This window comes from Streptomyces sp. AMJ-169, from assembly GCF_055597585.1.
Map to the genome: position 1 here is coordinate 374,048 of NZ_JBVLTJ010000002.1, position 16,946 is coordinate 390,993.

Annotated in this window: 15 protein-coding genes; 8 read left to right on the plus strand and 7 right to left on the minus strand. The window is 71.9% G+C overall.

Annotated elements, in window-relative coordinates; all coding sequences use genetic code 11:
- Positions 1 to 10 precede the first annotated feature (10 nt).
- Positions 11 to 3,202 (minus strand): AfsR/SARP family transcriptional regulator, encoded by a 3,192-nt coding sequence (locus ACYUD3_RS06270; protein WP_470964909.1) that lies wholly within the window; start codon positions 3,200 to 3,202, stop codon positions 11 to 13.
- 220 nt (positions 3,203 to 3,422) lie between these two features.
- On the opposite strand from ACYUD3_RS06270, the gene ACYUD3_RS06275 reads away from it, so the two are divergent.
- A complete protein-coding gene (locus ACYUD3_RS06275; protein WP_470966041.1) occupies positions 3,423 to 5,783 on the plus strand; it encodes an ATP-binding protein in 2,361 nt (786 codons plus the stop codon).
- Between the two features lie 25 nt (positions 5,784 to 5,808).
- On the opposite strand, the gene ACYUD3_RS06280 is transcribed toward ACYUD3_RS06275, so the two are convergent.
- Both ACYUD3_RS06280 and ACYUD3_RS06285 read right to left on the minus strand, forming a co-directional pair.
- Complete coding sequence (locus ACYUD3_RS06280) at positions 5,809 to 6,333, minus strand: hypothetical protein (RefSeq protein ID WP_470964912.1); 525 nt, start codon at positions 6,331 to 6,333, stop codon at positions 5,809 to 5,811.
- A gap of 5 nt (positions 6,334 to 6,338) precedes the next feature.
- Positions 6,339 to 7,592: a hypothetical protein gene (locus ACYUD3_RS06285; protein WP_470964915.1), complete on the minus strand. Its 1,254-nt coding sequence runs from the start codon at positions 7,590 to 7,592 to the stop codon at positions 6,339 to 6,341.
- Between the two features lie 236 nt (positions 7,593 to 7,828).
- On the opposite strand from ACYUD3_RS06285, the gene ACYUD3_RS06290 reads away from it, so the two are divergent.
- Positions 7,829 to 8,569: a hypothetical protein gene (locus ACYUD3_RS06290; RefSeq protein WP_470964918.1), complete on the plus strand. Its 741-nt coding sequence runs from the start codon at positions 7,829 to 7,831 to the stop codon at positions 8,567 to 8,569.
- A gap of 24 nt (positions 8,570 to 8,593) precedes the next feature.
- Here the strand turns inward: ACYUD3_RS06290 and ACYUD3_RS06295 are convergent, their stop codons facing one another.
- Together ACYUD3_RS06295 and ACYUD3_RS06300 are read right to left on the minus strand one after the other, a co-directional pair.
- Entirely contained in the window at positions 8,594 to 9,613 is a 1,020-nt protein-coding gene (locus ACYUD3_RS06295) for a hemolysin family protein (RefSeq protein ID WP_470964921.1), read from the minus strand.
- Complete coding sequence (locus ACYUD3_RS06300) at positions 9,610 to 10,929, minus strand: hemolysin family protein (protein ID WP_470964924.1); 1,320 nt, start codon at positions 10,927 to 10,929, stop codon at positions 9,610 to 9,612. Before ACYUD3_RS06300 ends, ACYUD3_RS06295 begins: the two co-directional genes overlap by 4 nt.
- 299 nt (positions 10,930 to 11,228) lie before the next feature.
- Here ACYUD3_RS06300 and ACYUD3_RS06305 point away from each other — a divergent pair, with 299 nt between their 5' ends.
- The 4 genes from ACYUD3_RS06305 (at position 11,229) to ACYUD3_RS06320 (ending at position 13,969) form a co-directional block, all read left to right on the plus strand.
- The gene (locus ACYUD3_RS06305; protein WP_470964926.1) at positions 11,229 to 12,221 is read left to right on the plus strand and encodes a sporulation protein; all 993 of its coding nucleotides are present in this window, start codon (positions 11,229 to 11,231) and stop codon (positions 12,219 to 12,221) included.
- Positions 12,222 to 12,446: a twin-arginine translocase TatA/TatE family subunit gene (locus ACYUD3_RS06310; protein WP_470964929.1), complete on the plus strand. Its 225-nt coding sequence runs from the start codon at positions 12,222 to 12,224 to the stop codon at positions 12,444 to 12,446. It abuts the gene before it with no gap.
- 114 nt (positions 12,447 to 12,560) lie between these two features.
- Complete coding sequence (locus tag ACYUD3_RS06315) at positions 12,561 to 13,022, plus strand: cupin domain-containing protein (protein WP_470966043.1); 462 nt, start codon at positions 12,561 to 12,563, stop codon at positions 13,020 to 13,022.
- A gap of 80 nt (positions 13,023 to 13,102) precedes the next feature.
- Entirely contained in the window at positions 13,103 to 13,969 is an 867-nt protein-coding gene (locus ACYUD3_RS06320) for a helix-turn-helix transcriptional regulator (protein ID WP_470964932.1), read from the plus strand.
- 24 nt (positions 13,970 to 13,993) lie between these two features.
- Here the strand turns inward: ACYUD3_RS06320 and ACYUD3_RS06325 are convergent, their stop codons facing one another.
- Complete coding sequence (locus tag ACYUD3_RS06325; RefSeq protein ID WP_470964935.1) at positions 13,994 to 14,938, minus strand: cytochrome c oxidase assembly protein; 945 nt, start codon at positions 14,936 to 14,938, stop codon at positions 13,994 to 13,996.
- Positions 14,939 to 15,099: 161 nt separating this feature from the next.
- Between ACYUD3_RS06325 and ACYUD3_RS06330 the strand changes: the two genes are divergently transcribed.
- The gene (locus ACYUD3_RS06330; protein WP_470964938.1) at positions 15,100 to 15,327 is read left to right on the plus strand and encodes an acyl carrier protein; all 228 of its coding nucleotides are present in this window, start codon (positions 15,100 to 15,102) and stop codon (positions 15,325 to 15,327) included.
- An 85-nt stretch (positions 15,328 to 15,412) separates the two neighbouring features.
- The gene (locus ACYUD3_RS06335; protein ID WP_470964941.1) at positions 15,413 to 15,868 is read left to right on the plus strand and encodes a tellurite resistance TerB family protein; all 456 of its coding nucleotides are present in this window, start codon (positions 15,413 to 15,415) and stop codon (positions 15,866 to 15,868) included.
- An 87-nt stretch (positions 15,869 to 15,955) separates the two neighbouring features.
- On the opposite strand, the gene ACYUD3_RS06340 is transcribed toward ACYUD3_RS06335, so the two are convergent.
- Positions 15,956 to 16,945: a M56 family metallopeptidase gene (locus tag ACYUD3_RS06340; RefSeq protein WP_470964944.1), complete on the minus strand. Its 990-nt coding sequence runs from the start codon at positions 16,943 to 16,945 to the stop codon at positions 15,956 to 15,958.
- Position 16,946 lies beyond the last annotated feature (1 nt).

Here is a 16,946-nt window from a genome sequence, read left to right on the forward strand (position 1 = left end):
AGCCGCCCGCTCACGGCTGGAGCCGCCCGCTCCGCCGCAGGCCGGCCAGCCGCTCCAGCTCCTGAGCCGCGCGCTCCTCCTCGGCCGAGGCCCCTATCCGCCTGCTCGTAATGAGGCTGTCCCTCAAATGCCCCGCCGCCCGCTCCACTTCCCCCGCCTCCCGCTCGGCCAGCGCCAGGCCGTACAAGATGTCGACCTCTTCACCTACGGCATGGACATGTCGAGCCAGCTCAAGAGCGGCGCGGTGGTACTCCAGCGCCCGTCCACTCCGGCCGGCCATGCGGTGAACCGCGCCGATACGGTCGAGCGCGATGGCCTCGGTCCGCCGGTCACCCACATCCCTCAGAGACAGCAGGGCACCTTCCAGCAGAGCCAGCGACTCGTCCGGCCTCCCCAGCTGCCCCAGCACGCCGGCCAGGTTCATCCGGATCGACGCCCGCTCCCGCTCGCTCCCCCACGCCTCGGCCACTTCCATCGCCTCTCTGTACACCCCTGCGGCCGAGCTCAGATCGCCTTTCTTACGGAAGACTTCGGCCGAGTTATTGAGTGCACTGAACCTCCCTTTCTGGTTTCCGACCTCGGTGAACCCGGAAAGCGCCTCCCGAAAGAATCCGATCGCTTCGGAAAACTCCCCGAGATGAAGGCTGACCACCCCGAGGAGATTGCGCCCCCGCGCGATGCGCAGCACATCACCACTTTGCAGAAGAAAATGAAGCGCTTTCTTCAGCAGCGACTGCGCCACCACATATTGTCCGGTATGCCATAGCGGAATCGAAAGCTGCTGAACACACTCGCTCTCCAGCTCCGCGTCCCCGATGCCCCGCGCGATGTCCAACGCCTCCCGCGCGGCCGAGATCGCCTCCTCGTAGCGGGAGCCGTGGCACTGCATCGTCGCCAGGTCCAGCAGCGCACGGGCACGGGCGGCGGGGTCACCCACCTCGGCCCAGTGCGCGACGGCCCGGCACAACAGAGGCTCCGCCATGACCAGATGGCGTCCCTCCTGATCAAGAAAACCTGCCAGAACATGGATACAGAGCGCCAGTTGACCTTCCGAACCATGCACAGTCAGCCATTCGAGGACACTCAGAAGGTTCTCGCCCTCGGTTATCAGCCAGCGCTCGGCAGCGTATGCGTCCGCGACTTCGGACCATGCCGACGGAACAGGATCTTCGACGGGCAGGGCCATACGGGAGCGGAACGGATAAGCGAGCCGGTCGGCGCGATCAGCTGTGCCGAGGTAGAACGCGATCAAGCGCCCCACCGCCTGCTGTGATTCCTCCGTGATCACCGCTTTGTCGGCAGAAGTCGTCAGTGAGTGGGCGTATTCACGCAATAGATCATGAAGAGTGAAGCGATGTGGCGAGAATTCGATCGCCAGATGATGGGAGAGCAGCTCTTCGAGTACCTGCTCCGCCGCCTCGGCCGACAGCCCCGTCAGCGCCGCCACCGCGTGCGGCCCGAACTCCGCCCCGAAGTGCAGGCCGATCCGGCGGAAGACCAGCTGCTGCTCGGGGTTCAGCTCCCGGTAGGACAGGGCGAACACCTGCGTCAGGGCCCGCTCGCTGTCCCGCAGCTCCGCCAGCTGACTCCCGTTGACGGCGAGTCGCTCCAGCAGGTCGGCCGTCGTCCATGACGGCCGGGCGAGCAGCCGGCTCGCCGCGAGCTCGATCGCGAGGGGCAGGTGCCCGCAGATTCTGACGATCTCGGCGACTTCTGACTCCTTCGTCCGGCTGCCGGCCCCGAGCCGCTGCACGAAGAGCGCCGTCGCGTCGTCGGGCGGCAGTATGCCGAGGGAGACCGGCCGCACCCCGGGCAGTCCGAGCAGCCGGCGCCTGCTGGTCACGACGACGACCGTCGGGGAACGGCCCGGCAGCAGCGGCCGGACCTGCGCCGCGTCAGCCGCGTCGTCCAGGATCACCAGCATGCGGCGGTCCTGTGTCACCGAGCGCCACAGAGCGGTCAGCTCATCCAGTTCGACGGGTAATCGGCTGCCGTCCAGGCCGACGAGCCGCAGGAGTTCGGTGAGCGCCCGCGCCGGGGTCAGGGCCGTCCGGTCGGGCGCATGCCCGCCCAGCCGCAGGAACAGACAGCCGGCCGGAAACCGGGTGCGCAGTTCATGCGCCAGATGCACGACGAGGGACGTCTTCCCCACGCCGCCCATCCCGTCGACCGCCTCGACGGTGACCACCGCGGCCGAGTCGTCACCCTCGCTCAACACCGCGGTGAGCTGCCGCAGTTCACCGCGGCGCCCGACCCACGGCACATCGCGGGGCAGGTTGTCCGGCACGCGGAGCCCCGGAGCGGGAACCTGATCCGCGCCCTCGGGCCGGGCCTCCGCCGCCGCCCGGCCCGAGGGCCGCAAAGTCCCTGCCCGGCCCGAGGGCCTCGAAGCCCCCGCCGGGTCCGCGGGCCGCGCAGCTCCCCGCCCCGCCCCCACCAGGCTCCCTGCCGAAGCCCCCGCCAGAATCCCCTGGTGAACGCGGTGCAGACGATGCCCCGCGTCCAGTCCGATGTCGCGGACGACCCGCTGCCGCGTCCGCTGGAGCAACCGCGTCGCCTCCGCCGTGCGGCTGCTCCCGTACAAGGCGACGGCCAGCCGCTCGGCCAGGGCCTCGTCCACGGGATGCTCGTCCATCAGCGGCAGCAGCACCGGTACGGCGTCGGCGAAGCGCCCCATGTCGAGCAGGATCCCGGCGCGCGTCATCGCGGCGGCGAGGCGGCTCTCGGCGACAGTGGTCCGCAGATGCTCGGGCCAGGAACCGGCGATACCGGCGAGCGGCTCGCCCCTCCAGAGTCCGGCCGCGCTCTCCAGCAGGCTCAGGGCGGTGTCGTCGTCACCGTCGCCCCAGGCGGAGCGGGCCCGTTCGACCCGGCTCAGGTAGCACCGCAGGTCCACCTGTTCCGGGTCGATGTCCAGCAGATACGCGTTGGTGTGGCTGACGACGGCCGGCGCCGCGCTCCCGGCCCGCTGCAAGGCGGCGCGGACGCGGGAGACGAGGACGTGCAGCGACTGCCTGGCCTTGGCCGGCGGATCCTCGTCCCAGACCCGGCGGATCAGCGAGTCCACGCTGACCGGGCGGCCCGCCTCCCACGCGAGTACGCCGACCAGCAGGCGGTTCTGTGTCGGGCCGAGGTCGCCGATCCGGCCGGCGACGGTGAAAGCGACTGATCCTGAAAGCCGAATCCCGAATTCCACCAGCATCTCCCGCCGGTATGGCCTTCTCCTGACCGTGTATTCGAGAGTGTCATGGGCGCGTCACTTCAGACCATATGCTCACCGTATGAGACTAGAAATAACCGCTCTGTAGCCTCTTTTGTTCGCTTGCCGCTCGGAACGGGGAGTGATCCCCCGACGAACCGCGCCGAAAGGAGCCGCTGTGCGCTATCCGCGACCGGACGGACGGCAAGCGCTCGTGTCAGCCATGCTCCGCTGCGAGCACGACCGGCAGTCCCCCGCCTGGCAGGAGCTGGGCCACGCCGTACGGATCGCGAGCCGCGCGGACCCGGCGATCGCCCGCCTCTGGCCCCCGACCGGGACGCGGACCCTGGACCGGGATCAACTCGCGGAAGAACTGGACCGGTTGGCCGCACAGGACGACGCGACCAGGGACGCCGTCAGGGACTGGTTACGCCGGTACGGGCCCCCTCCGCCCGGAACCACCGCCAACACCCTCGCCGGCGACGCCGTCGTGCACGGCCCCAGCCTCCAGGCCCGCGACATCCACGGCGGCGTCCACTTCCACGCACCCCCCGCGCCGCGTATCCCCGTGCCCCGCCAACTTCCCCCGGTCACCGCCCAGTTCGTGGACCGCGAGGGCGACTGCCGGACTCTGGACGCCCTGCTGGCCGGCCATCGGGCGCACGCCTCCCCGCTCGTCGTGGTCAGCGGACTCGCCGGAGTGGGCAAGACGACTCTGGTCACGCACTGGCTGCGCGACCAGGCGCACCTCTTCCCCGACGGCCAGCTCTACGCCGACCTCGGCGGCCACACCCTGGCGGGGACGGATCCGACGGGAGCGCACACCCCCGTCCCGCCGGCGACGGTCCTCGAAGCGTTCCTGGTCGCCCTGGGCGCACCCGCCGTCCCCGCCGACGCCGCCCAACGCACCGTGCTCTGGCGCTCATTGACCTCCGGCCTGCGGATCGCCGTCCTCCTGGACAACGCCTCCACCGCCGCGCAGGTACGGCCGCTGCTGCTCGGCACGCCGTCCGGGCTGACGGTGGTGACGAGCCGGAGAAGCCTCACCGGCCTGCGGGTCGACGGAGCGTCGGCGCACCTGCTGGAGGGTCTCCCGCCGCACGCCGCCGTCGAGCTGCTGACCGTCGGCGGCGGTGCACGGATCTCCCAGGAACCCGCCGCCGCACGGGAGTTGGTCGAGCTGTGCGGGCGGCTGCCCCTGACCGTCGGCCTCGCCTCCGCCCAGCTCGCGGTACGGCCGTACCACCGCGTCTCGGCGCTCGCCGAGAGCCTGGCGCAGGGGCTGGGGGCGCTCGACGCCCTGCGGGTCGACGGGGAGGCCGTCATGCGGACCGCGCTCGACCTGTCGTACGGCCTGCTGCCCGACGAGTCCGCCGCCCTCTACCGCCGGATGGGGGCGCTTCCGACGGACCGGTACGACCTGGCCATGCTGGTCGCGGTCGCCGGCGGCGGGGCGCGGACGCACCAGGTCGACGCCGCCGTCCACGCGCTCGTGGAGGCGAACCTCCTGACGCAGACCGGGGCGGACGCCTACCGCTTCCACGACATCGTCCGGCCGCACGCGCGCGGGCTCGGGGAGGAACGCGAGGAACCGCGGGAGCGGGAGCAGGCCATGAGCCGGTTCGTGGACTGGTGCCTGGCCACGGCCGCCGAGGCGGAGCGCCTCCTCACCCCCAACCACCGCCTCGCGGGCCACGACGGCCCCCTGCGCACCGCCGCGCCCACCTCGCTCGGCGGTCCCGAGGCGGCCCTGGCCTGGCTGGACACCTACCGGGCGGGCCTCATGGCCGCCGTACGGCACTGCGCGCGGGCCGGCTGGGACGGCCGCTGCTGGCGGCTGGTGGATGTCATGTGGCCCCTTTTCCTGCGGTTTCGCCCCACCGAGTCGTGGATCGAGGCCCACCGCCTGGGACTTGACGCCGCCCGGCGGGACGGATCACGGCGCGGTGAGAACCGCATGCTCACCTCCGGGGCGATCGGACTGCGCAGCGCGGGCCGGTACGCGGAGGCGGCCGAGTGGTACCGGCGGGCACTGGAGCTCGCCGTCGAGGACAGGGACGTACGGCAGCAGGCGCAAGCGCTCAACGGCCTCGGGCACATCGCTCTCCTGTCCGGCGAACTCGCCGTCGCCCGCGTCCACTTCGAGCACGCCCTGCGGCTGAGGAAGGCGATCGGCTACCGGCGCGGAATGGCGCTCACCCGGGGACGGCTCGGCGAAACCGCCTTGGCGGGAGGCGACTTGGCTGAGGCCGACCGTCAACTCGGGCTCGCGTACGACGAGTTGACGGCACTGGACGAATCGTACGAAGCCGCCCGGGTCCTCGCCCGGCGCGGGCACGTCCTGGACCGCGCCGGCGCCGGGGAGGGCACGGAGCTGTTGCGGGAAGCGCTGGCCCTGTTCCGTACCGGTGGCACCAGGGCCGCGGACTGGGAGGCCCGCTGCCTGGAGTGGCTCGGCCAGGCCGCCGAGGTCCAGGGCGACCGCGCGACGGCGGCCCGTCATTACGAGGCCGCCCTGGACCTCCTGCGCCGCTCGGCCCCCGCCGACGCGCAACGGGTGGAGGACCGGCTGGGGCGGCTGTGAGAGCGCGCCCCGGCCGGTCCGGCGGTCAGCGCCGGACCGGCAGCGCCGGTACGACGGCCCGCAGCGCGTCCGGCGCTCCCCCGGCCGCCACCCACGCGTGGACGACGGAGGCGACGGCCTGCGGGGCGGCACGGGTGCCGGCCGCGCCGCGGGCCAGGCGGACACAGCACACCGCGTCACGCGGGCCCCCGGCCCGTACGGCCGCCACGCAGCCGTCACCCGGCTCCGGGACGACGGCGACGAGGCACCCCGGATGCCGGGCCAGCAGGCCTCGCGCCCGCTCCCGGGCCGGGCCGGGCGGCAGCGGCGTACGAGTCACGAGGACGTCGGCGCAGTCCGCCAGGCCCGGCGGGTGAGGGAGGTTCAGGTCCACCCTCAGATGGGTGTCGCACAGGAGCGGGCCGGCCGGGTGCGGGCACGTCACCGCCCCGCCCGACCGGTCGACGCCGACGCGGACGGTTCCGTACGCCGTGCCGGAACGCCAGACGACGCGGGTGCCGCACAGACCGCCCGGGCCCGCGGACGGCGCGAAGCACACGGTGGTCCACACCCCGTTCACGAGGCCGCGCCCGTGTCCGTGGAGACCTCCCAGCTGCGCAGCGGCGCGGGCGGCGGCAGCGGGGCGACGTACGGCGGATGAGCGGGTTCGCCCAGGCCCAGCAGGCGGTAGAGCAGCTTACGCATCCGCCGGTGGAACTGCCCCGGCGCCGAGGACAGCGAGGCGGCGACGGCGGCGTACCGGCCGGGCCGGTGTGCTCGCGCGGCGTACTCGAGCTGCTCGGCCAGCGGATGCCCCGGCGAGAGCACCGGCGCGGCCTCGGCCAGCAGCGCGGCCGGTGAGTACGCCGCGATCTCACGGCGCGGGCCGGAGGTGAGCAGCATGACGGCGTCGGTGAGCGTTCCGTAAGCACTCAGCGACCCGTGGTCACCGATGATCCAGTCGGCCGCGACCAGGACCGCCTGCCAGTCGGCCTCCGTGGGGACGACGGCGACGCCGCGCCCCTGGCAGCCCGCCAGCCAGCCGCGCACCTGCCATCTGCCGTGCCCCGCGAAGACGTTGGGGTGCAGCAGCAGCGCGATGCGGTACTTGCGGGAGCGGTTTCCCAGCAGCTGCGGCAGCAGCGTCTCGATCCTGCCGAAGGTGGAGGCCGGCCCCCAGGTGGAGGTGACGACCACGAGCCGCTGACCGGGTTCGAGCCCCAGCGCCCGGCGGTACTCCGCGCGCCGCGGCCGGCCGGCGACGATCCGGTCGACGCAGGGGTCGCCCACGACGTGGGCCACCGGCAGCGCCTCGGGGCAGGTGAGCTTCAGTTCCTTCAGGTAGCGCTCGTGCGAGTAGACGATCGCCGCCGGGCCCACCCGCCCCTCGTGCAGCAGGTGCTGACGGCTGAGCATGCCCGGCGCCCGGATCTCCCCCGGCGCCAGCAGGCTGGTGTCGGTGAGCAGTTTGTTGTGCCCGGCGCCGTGCGAGATGCGCACGACCGGGGCCTTCAGTTCATGCACTCCCCGGGAGCTCGCGGCCAGCACGAGGTCGAACTCGGCCTGCCGCGCCTCCTCCCAGGGCAGCGGGGTGATCCCCATCCCCTCCAGATACGTCATGACTCCGTTCCCGAACGCGTGCGGGGCGGCCGTGAACACCGTCTGGACGCGGAGGTCGGCCTCCAGCAGGCCGAAGACCTCCCTCAGCCGCTGGGCGAACGTCACGGTGTGAACGACCACCAGAACCCTCTTGCAGTCCCGTACGGTGAGCCAGTGCCCCTGCACCGTCAGGGCTTGTCTCGTGAATCCGACAGACACGCGATCCCCCATCGCTCGTCGCCGCGCTCACTGCGCGCGGCGCTCGTGGAAGCGGTTGCCCGGCGGGTACGGCATTTTCCTTGCGGCGGCCTTGCAGAACCCTTGCGCGGCGGCGGCACCGCCCCAGGGGGGCGCTTCTAGCACACCGGGCGCCCCTCGTACGCGGAAACGCGCCGTTCGCAGCGGGCGCCCTGGGCCGGACAATACGGTTGCATCTCGCAGGAGTTCACCTGTCCCAGGAGTACGACATGAGCGGTCACCCGGCGTCTTTCGCGGCGATGACGGACGCCGAGGTGGACGGGGAGCTGGCCGCGCTGGGGCGGGCGGCCGGGGTGCTGCTCGGGGAGTGGGAGGGAGAGCGGCGGCGGCTGGAGGAGCTGAACCGGGAGCGGGAGGTGTGCCTGGAGCGCGAGCGGCTGCGCGGGGCGCGGCCCGGTGCCGGGGCCGTGCTGGAGGCGCTGCGGCTCGAACTCGCCGGGGACCGGGCGCGGGCCTGTGAGGAGGCGGCGCGGGAGTACGTGTGCTGGTGGGTGGACGCGGCCGTCGCCGCCTGGCGCTCCGCCGCGCTCGCCGAACCGCTCGCGCACACCCGCTGGACGGCCGTCGCCCCATATCACTTGTCCGACGCCGACGAGGTCACCCCCGAGGAGCGGCGCCGGGGCCTGTGGGGCCGCCTCTGGACGCAGTACGGCATCCCGGCCCTGCCCGCCCCCGCCGAACTGGAGCTCCTCCTCACCCACACCCCGCCGAACGCCGCCCGCCGCCTGCGCCTCGCCGCCAGATCGGTGGTCCAGGCGGCGGCGGCCGAGTCCCGCACCGCCCAGATGGAATCCGAGGACGCCCCCTGGACCCCCTCGGAGATCGCCGAGTACGACCGCCTCACCGTCCTCCTGGACCGCCTGACCCACCTGCTGGCGGATTACGCGCGAGCGGTGACGGAGGTGCTGCCGGAGGTGAGGGAGGCGAAGAGGGGGGCGGCGGCCTCCTGATCCCGAGCGCCCTTCAGCGGAGCCCTAGTTGGGCTGAGGATGCAGCAGCCGCGCCAGCAAGTCATCCAACGTCACCAACCCCGTCAACCGCCCCTCCCCATCCCGCACCACGGCGAACGTAGCCCTCCTCCGCCGCAGCACCTCGATCGCCTCAGCCACCGTCCGCTCCGGCGAAATCTCCGGCACGGGCCGCGCCAAGTCCCGCGCGGTGGCGGCTCGTTGACGGGACCGGGCCACCAGCGCGTCACGCGCGTGCACGGACCCCACGACCGCCTCCCCGTCCTTCACCAGCAGCCGGCTGCGGTCGTACGACGTCGTCAGCGCGAGGATCGCCGTCACATCCGCCCCCGCCGGCACGGACGTGATCCGCTCGGCCGGGATCTGGAGGACGGACACCGGCACCTGCGGCTCGGTCAGCGAGTTGGTGATCAGCTCGGAGTCGTCCTTGCTGATCAGCCCGATCCGCTCCGACTCCTCGACGAGATGGGCGAGTTGCTCGCGGTTGTGGACGGAGGCCAGCTCATTGCGCGGGGTCACCCGGAACAGCCGGACCAGCGCGTTGCTGATCGCGTTGAGGAAGCTGAGGATGGGCCGGACGGCCTTCACGATCCCCCGGAACAGCGGCGACAGCAGCATCGCGGACCGCTCGGGGTGGGCGATCGCCCAGGACTTGGGCGCCATCTCGCCGACGACCATGTGCAGGAAGACGACCACGATCATGGCGAAGGCGAAGGCGATGCCGTAGCTCAGCGCGCTCGGCAGCCCCAAGTCCTGGAGCAGCGGGTCGAGTTCGTGGGAGATGGCCGGCTTGGACACGGAACCGAGGCCAAGTGTGCAGACGGTGATACCGAGTTGGGCCCCGGCGAGCATCAACGACAGCTCCCGCATACCGGCGAGAGCGGCGCCCGCCCCCCGCTGCCCCTCGGCCGCCGCCTTCTCCAGCCGGTGCCGTTTGGCGGCGACCAGCGCGAACTCGGCGGCGACGAAGAACCCGCTGCCGGCCAGCAGCAGGAGTGTCACGAACAGTGCCATCGGGAAACTCATGACGAGCGCACCTCCAGGCGGACCCGCTCGGGGACATGGCGGTCGAGGGTGTGTACGTCGATGAGGACCGCGCTCCCGTCGGCGAGGGGAACGCTCAGCTGGTCCCCGACGGTCGGGAACCGCCCGAGCCGGTCGACGACGAGCCCGGCGACGGTGTCGTAGTCGTCGTCCTCGGGCAGCTCGACGCCGGTGACCTCGGCGACCTCGTCGAGCCGCCGCCCGGCGTCCACCAGCCACCCGGCCCCGTCCGCCACGGCGATCTCGGTGATCCGGTCGGACTCGTCGGCGATGTCCCCGACCAGCTCCTCGGCGATGTCCTCGTAGGTGACGACCCCGGCGACACCGCCATGCTCGTCGAGCACCACAGCGAACTCGTCGTCGGCCGCCCGCATCTGGTCCACGGCATCGGGCAGCGGCAGCGTATCGGGCAACAGCAGCGGGCGGCGGGCGGCGGCGCCGGCCGACACCGCCCCGAACTCCCCCTCGGGCAACGCCATCAGCTCCCGCACCCCCAGCACCCCGGCCACGTCATCGGGATGATCCCCGAGCACCGGATAGTTCGAGTGCCCATGTTTGGCGATGAGTTCGACCGCCTCCGCCAGCGAGGCGTCCTTGCGCACGAACACCGCGTCCGCGCGCGGCACCATCACCTCGTCCAGCGTCCGCTCGGAGAACTCCAGCGCGTGGTCGAGGAGTTGGGCGGTGGACTTGGGCAACTCCCCCTGCTCGCGCGACTCCCCGATGAGATGCCCCAGCTCCTCCAGCGTCGCGCCGTGATGCAGCTCCTCGACGGGCTCGATCCCGGCCTTGCGCAGCAGCTTGTTGGCGGCGCCGTCGAAGACGTGCACGACAGGACCGACGACCTTGAGGTACGTCAGCGTCGACCCGGCGAGCGCCTTGGCGAGCCGCTCGGGGACGGCGATCGCGAGGTTCTTCGGCGCCAGCTCCCCGATGACCATCTGCACGACGGTCGCGAGGACGAACGCGAGGACGACGGAGATCCCGCCGACGGCTCCTGAAGGGATGCCGATCCCGGTGAGTACGGGTTTCAGCAGCGCGGAGACCGACGGTTCGGCGATGAAGCCGACGACCAGCCCGGTCACCGTGATCCCGAGCTGCGCGCCGGACAGCATGAACGACAGCCGCTCCAGCACCTTCAGCGCGCGGGCCGCCTTGCGGTCCCCCGCCTCGGCCTCCCGCGCGAGGGCGAGCCGGTCGGCGGAGACGTAGGCGAACTCCTGGGCGACGAAATAGCCGGTCCCCAGTGTGAGCAGCAGGACGGCGAGCAGGCCGAGCCATGCTTCAACGGCACTCATCGGACACCACTTGGTCTCGGACCGCCGGGCACGCGCGTCACTCCTTGTGTCGGAAGACGTTCACCATGAACGTTCACCATGGCAACGATTCTGGCCGAGACCGAGTTCCCCCGCCCGGCGAGCACTTCCGCCACCAGTACCCGCGACGAAAACCTGCGACCGTTTTCGGCCGTTCCCGCGACGCGGGAGCGAAGGCACTGCCAACCCTCACACCCCCGACCCTATGCTGCTTCTACTTGAATGTAGAAGCCTCGCGGGTGAAGAACTCGCGCGCGTGGACATAAGGAGTGGACGCCACGATGGTGTTCAAGCGACTGCTCGGCTCCCTCGGAGTCGGCGGCCCCACGGTCGACACGGTCCTCGACCCGGGCCCGGCGCTGCCCGGCGCGGCCCTCACCGGCCAGGTCCACCTCAAGGGCGGCGGCGCCGCCTTCGAGATCGAGCACATCACGCTCGAACTGGTCGCCCGGGTGGAGGTCGAGGGCGGTGAGGGCGAGCGCGAGGGCGTCGCCGTCTTCGACCGCGTCACCGCCGGCGGCGGCTTCCGCCTCGCCGAGGGCGAGCTGCGCAGCGTCCCGTTCACCCTGGCGCTGCCCTGGGAGACCCCGGTCACCGAGCTGTACGGCCAGCCCCTGGGCGTCGTCCTCGGCGTGCGCACCGAGCTGGCCGTGGCCGGGGCGAAGGACAAGGGCGACCTCGACCAGCTGACCGTCGCGCCACTGCCCGTGCAGGAGGCGGTACTTGAGGCGTTCGGGCAGCTCGGGTTCGGCTTCCGCTCGGCGGACCTGGAGTACGGCCGGATCGCCGGGACGAGCCAGCAACTCCCCTTCTACCAGGAGCTGGAGCTCACCCCGTCCCCCCAATACGCGGGCGTCTTCAACGAGTTGGAGGTGACGTTCCTTGCGAACCCGGCGGGCGTCGAGGTGATCCTGGAGGCCGACAAGCGCGGGGGCCTGTTCACGTCCGGCCACGACACCCTCGTCCGCCATGCCGTCGGCCACCACGACGTCCGCGACTGGAACGCCGAAGTCGAGGGCTGGGTACGGCAGTTGGCGGAGAACCGGCAGTCGTACGGGTACGCGGGACACGGGGGATATGAGCAGCGGCACGGCCACGCCTACAAAGAGCAGCCGCACGAGGAGCAGCGCCGGTCCGGGCCCGGTGTCGGTACGGCCATCGCGGCCGGTGCCGCCGGGCTCGCGGTCGGTGTCGTCGGCGGCATGGTCGCGGCCGAAGTCATCGACGAGGTCGGGGACTTCTTCGAGGGTGACGACGAAGGGGAAGAGGACTAGATGTTCGGACTCAGTGAGCTGGCGGTCATCCTGATCGTCGTCATAGCCGTCCTGGCCGCCAAACGCCTTCCGGACCTGGCCCGTTCGGCCGGGAAGTCGGCCCGCATCCTCAAGGCGGAGGCGCGGGCGGCGAAGGAGCAGGAGGGGGCGGAGGGGCAGCCGCGGATCGTGCGGGGGGAGGCGGTGCGGCGGGAGACGCCTCCGGAGAGCCGGGAGGCCTCGTAAGAAGCGACGGTGGTACCGCTGGTCCTACCCCCGCCCCTGTCGGCGGGGGCCCGCGGGGCGGAGGATGGCCGCTGCTGGGCCGGCCCACCACGCAGAACGGATACCGCCGTGAGCATGATGTATCTCGCGCAGCCCGAGCGGCAGCAGAAGCTCGAATGGCTGGACGGCGGTCAGTTCGCCGTGCTGCTGGACAGCGCGGCCACCGACGGGCAGCTGACCGTCGGCCGGTTCAGCGTCGCCAAGGGGGAGGCGCCGCCGTACCACCTGCACACCCGCGAGGACGAGATCTTCCTGCTGATCAAGGGCACCGCGCTGGTGTGGTCGGACGACCAGGAGATGGAGCTGTCCGAAGGGGGCGTCGTCTTCCTGCCCCGGAACGTCCCGCACGGCTACCGGATCACCTCCGCCACCGCCGACCTGCTGATGATCTGCACCCCCGGCGGCATCGAGGGCATGTTCCGGCACGCCGGACGCGACCTGTCCACCCCCCGCCCCGAGGGCTTCGAACTCTCCCCGCAGCGGATGGCCGAGGCCGCCGACCTGTACGGGCAGATCATCGTCGGCCCGCCGCGCTGAACACCCCCAACTCCCAGGTTTTGCAAGGACGTTGACAAGCAGATCTGCCGCGCGCGGGACGTCCCGACGATGATGACCGCATGGCACCGGCGAACAGCTTCGGCACCGCCCTGCGGGGCTGGCGGGAACGCCTCGCGCCCACGACGGCCGGACTGGAGCCCCCCGCCGGACCGGCGCCCCCCGCCGCCCGGCGCGCCCCCGGTCTGCGGCGGGCCGAACTGGCCCGCCTGGCCGGTCTGTCGGTGGACTACGTGGTCCGGCTGGAGCAGGGCCGCGCCCGCAACCCCTCCCCTCAGGTCGTCGCCGCCCTGGCCAGAGCCCTGCGCCTGGACAGCGCCGAGCACGACCACCTGTTCCGCTGCGCAGGCCTCGCCCCGCCCCCGGCCGGCGACGTCCCCCTGCGCGTGCCGCCGGGCGTGCACCGGCTCGTCCGGCGGCTGGGCGACACCCCGGTCGCGGTCTACGCCGCCGACTGGACCCTCGTCGGCTGGAACCGGATGTGGACCGCCGCGATCGGCGACCCCCGTACGTACGGCTGGGACCAGGGCAATCTCGTCGCCGGCATGTTCCGCTCCCGCGCCGGCCGCCGGGTCGACCCCATCGCCGGCTGGCCGGTCAGGTCCTGGGCGGGCGACGCGGCCGAGGAGGAGTCGCTCGTCGCCGACCTGCGGATCACGGCCGCGGCCCATCCCTACGACGCCCGCCTCGCCGCGCTCGTCGACCGGCTACGGCGTGGCAGCCCCCGCTTCGCCCGCCTGTGGGCCGGCGGCGCGGCGGGCCCGCACACCGGGGACCGCAAGACCGTCGGGCATCCCGTCGTCGGGGACCTGAACCTCGACCTCGACGTCCTGCTGGTGCCCGGCGCGGGGTTCCGTGTCGTCACGTACACGGCGGTCGCGGGGAGCGACGACGCCGGGAAACTGGAGGCTCTGCGCGCTTACTGCTGACAGCTCTTTACTGCTGACGGCTCTTTACTGCTGACGCCGGATCCGCGAGGCGACGTCGTTCTGCTCGGTCTCCCACCAGGGCCGCACCCGGTCGGGCTCCTCCTCGGAGACGGCCCGTTGGACGACGTCGAGCCGCCGGTCGAGTACGACGGTCTGCGCCCGCTCGGTCCGCGCCCACTGGGCCAGCAGCACCAGCAGGAACGGCAGCGCGACCAGCTCGGCGATGCTGATCATGGCCCCGCCGCCGACCTGTTGGTCGTACCGCGGATCGGTGGACCAGCTGGGCTCGTGATGCAGATACCAGGCCCCGGCGATGAGCGACCCATGGGTCATGACGACGACCCCGGGCACGGCGTCGATGATCCCGTCGAGGAACACGAGCCCCGCGCGGACGGGGTGGGTGCACCAGGCGGGGAGCGTCTCCTCGCGGGTGAGGACGGGGACGACGAACAGGCACCCGGCGGCGAGCAGGTGCAGATACATCAGCTCGTGCAGCCAGCCGACGCGCAGGGCGGTGGGGAAGTACCCGGTGAAGTAGACGGCGAGTTCGGTGGCGAGCACGAGGGCCGTGCTGACCAGGGGAAACGTAAGAGTACGGACGACCCTCCCGCTCATCCCGCGCCGCACACGACCGGCCGCCCGCTCCGGCAGCGCCTCGACGGCGAGCCGCAGCGGATCCCCGAGCGCGAGCCCGAGCGGCGCGACGAGATCCAGCAGCACGTTCTGCACGGCGGCCGGCCAGAACACCACCCGGCCGTAGACGGCGAGCCCCGACATCGTCGCGACGACCAGCGTCCCGAGCCCGAGCCCCCCAAAGAGCACCGTCCGCACGACGGGCCACCGCCCCCGCACCCGTACGACCCCCCAGGCGTACGCCCCGCCGAGCAGCAGCACGAGCAGCAGCGCGGGGAGGTCGAACCGCCAGTGGGTGAGGAGGTGGGCGGCGGTGGGGGCGGGAAGGTCGGTCATGAGGGGGGACGGTAGTCCTCGGAGGTAAGGGGAGGGACTGCCCGGGTCCCGGTCGGCAATTGCACTCGTTCGAGTGAAGATCGCTGATCAAGGGGTACGGGTGGGGGCGCGGGGTAGTGCTGAGGCGCCCTATGAGTACGACACCCCAGGAGGTACGCCCGATGGCGACCACTCTTGAGCAGGTCAAGGCGATCGTCGCGAAGTACGCCGAGCTGCCGGCGGACGAGATCGCCCCGGACACGCGGCTCGATGAACTCGGTCTGGACAGCGTCATGCAGCTGGAGATCGCCGGGGAGGTCGAGCGGGCTTTCGGCGCTGAGCTGGAGCCTCAGCGGATCCGGACGCTCGGCGACATCGTGGAGCAGCTGGAGGCGAAACCGGTCGTGTGAGGCGGGAACTCGCCGGTGGTCTTCTACGTTCCTGTAGAAGACAGCTGTACGAGTAACCCGACCGACCTGACCTGGAGTTCACGAAATGGCCCTGTGGGACCGCATCAAGGATTCTGCATCGACGATGCAGACCCAGCTCATGGCGAAGAAGAACGACCTCAAGAGCGGCGCGTTCCGGGACGCGAGCATGGCCATGTGCGCGCTGGTCGCCGCCGCCGACGGCCACATCGACCCCGCCGAACGCCAGCGGGTGGCGCAGCTCATCGCCACCAACGAGGTGTTGCAGAACTTCCCGGCCGACGATCTGCGCCGCCGCTTCGAGGACAACCTCAACAAGCTGACCACCGACTTCGACTTCGGCAAGGTCAGCGTCTTGCAGGAGATCGCCAAGGCGAAGAAGAAGCCGGCCGAGGCCCGCGCGGTCATCCAGATCGGCATCGTCATCGGCGGCGCCGACGGTGACTTCGACAAGGACGAGCAGGCGGTCGTCCGGGAGGCCTGCTTCACTCTCGATCTGCCGCCGCACGAGTTCGACCTCTAAGCCGCCGAGCCTCTGAGGCATTGAGTCAGCTGAGGCCTCCACGGCGCCTGGACTCCGACCGGGTCCGGGCGCCGGGGGCGCAGTACGTCACAACGGCGTGGCCGCGTGCAGGATCACGAACATCGTGACCGCCGAGTTCGCGGAGGACATCGCCGAGACGGCCGTCCCCGCCGCCGCGCCCCAGGTCGCGACGCCGACCGCGGTGAAGGTGGGGGGCCAGTCGGCCGTCGAAGGGGCCGGGCCCAGGAGGGCCGCCACCCGGCGCGGTATCGGGCCCGGCGCGGCGAACGCGGGGAGGCCGGAGGAATCCGCCGCGAACTCCGGGGAACCCGGGGAACCCGTGAACCCCGCCAGCGCCGGAACCGGCGCCCCCCTCGACAGCAGGGCCGCCTTTCCGATGGCTCGGGCGACCGTGCGGCGGCTGCCGATCACGTTCGCCGCGGCCTCGTCCGCCCACCGTTCCGTCGTGTAGGACACGGCAGTTGCCAGCGGCTTCAGGAACGGGTTCATCTTGGCGGCCAGTTGGACCGTCAGGAGGTGGCGGTGGTGGCGGGCGGTGAGGTGGGCGCGTTCGTGGGCGAACAGGGCGCGGCGTTCGGCGGGGTCCAGGCGGTCCAACAGGGCTGTCGTCACGACGACTCGGTCACGGCGGGTGCCGGGAAGGGCGTACGCGTACGGGACTTCGTCGCGAAGGACCGCAACTTCCGTCGTGGGCAGGCCAGTTAGCGCCCGATGCGCGCGGTGGCGCAGGCGGAAGTGGCGCCAGGTCGTACGGCCGCCGGCGACGGTCACCGCGGCCAGGGCCGGGATCGCGACCTTGCCGGCGATCTCGTCGTAGGGGACGGCCGCCCGCACCTCGGGGTCCGACCAGCCGTCCGGGAGGGGGTTCCCGGGGAGCTGGGCGGTGCCGACGACCATGAGGAGGGCGAGGCAGACGGTGCTGCACAGGGCCATCACTGCGGCCATCGCGGTGAGGAGGCGGGTCGCGGTGCGCGGGTGGAGGTGCTGTTCCGCGAGGCGCGCGACGGGCCAGGCCGTCAGCGGCAGGATCAGCGGGAGGAAGACGAAGAACCCCATG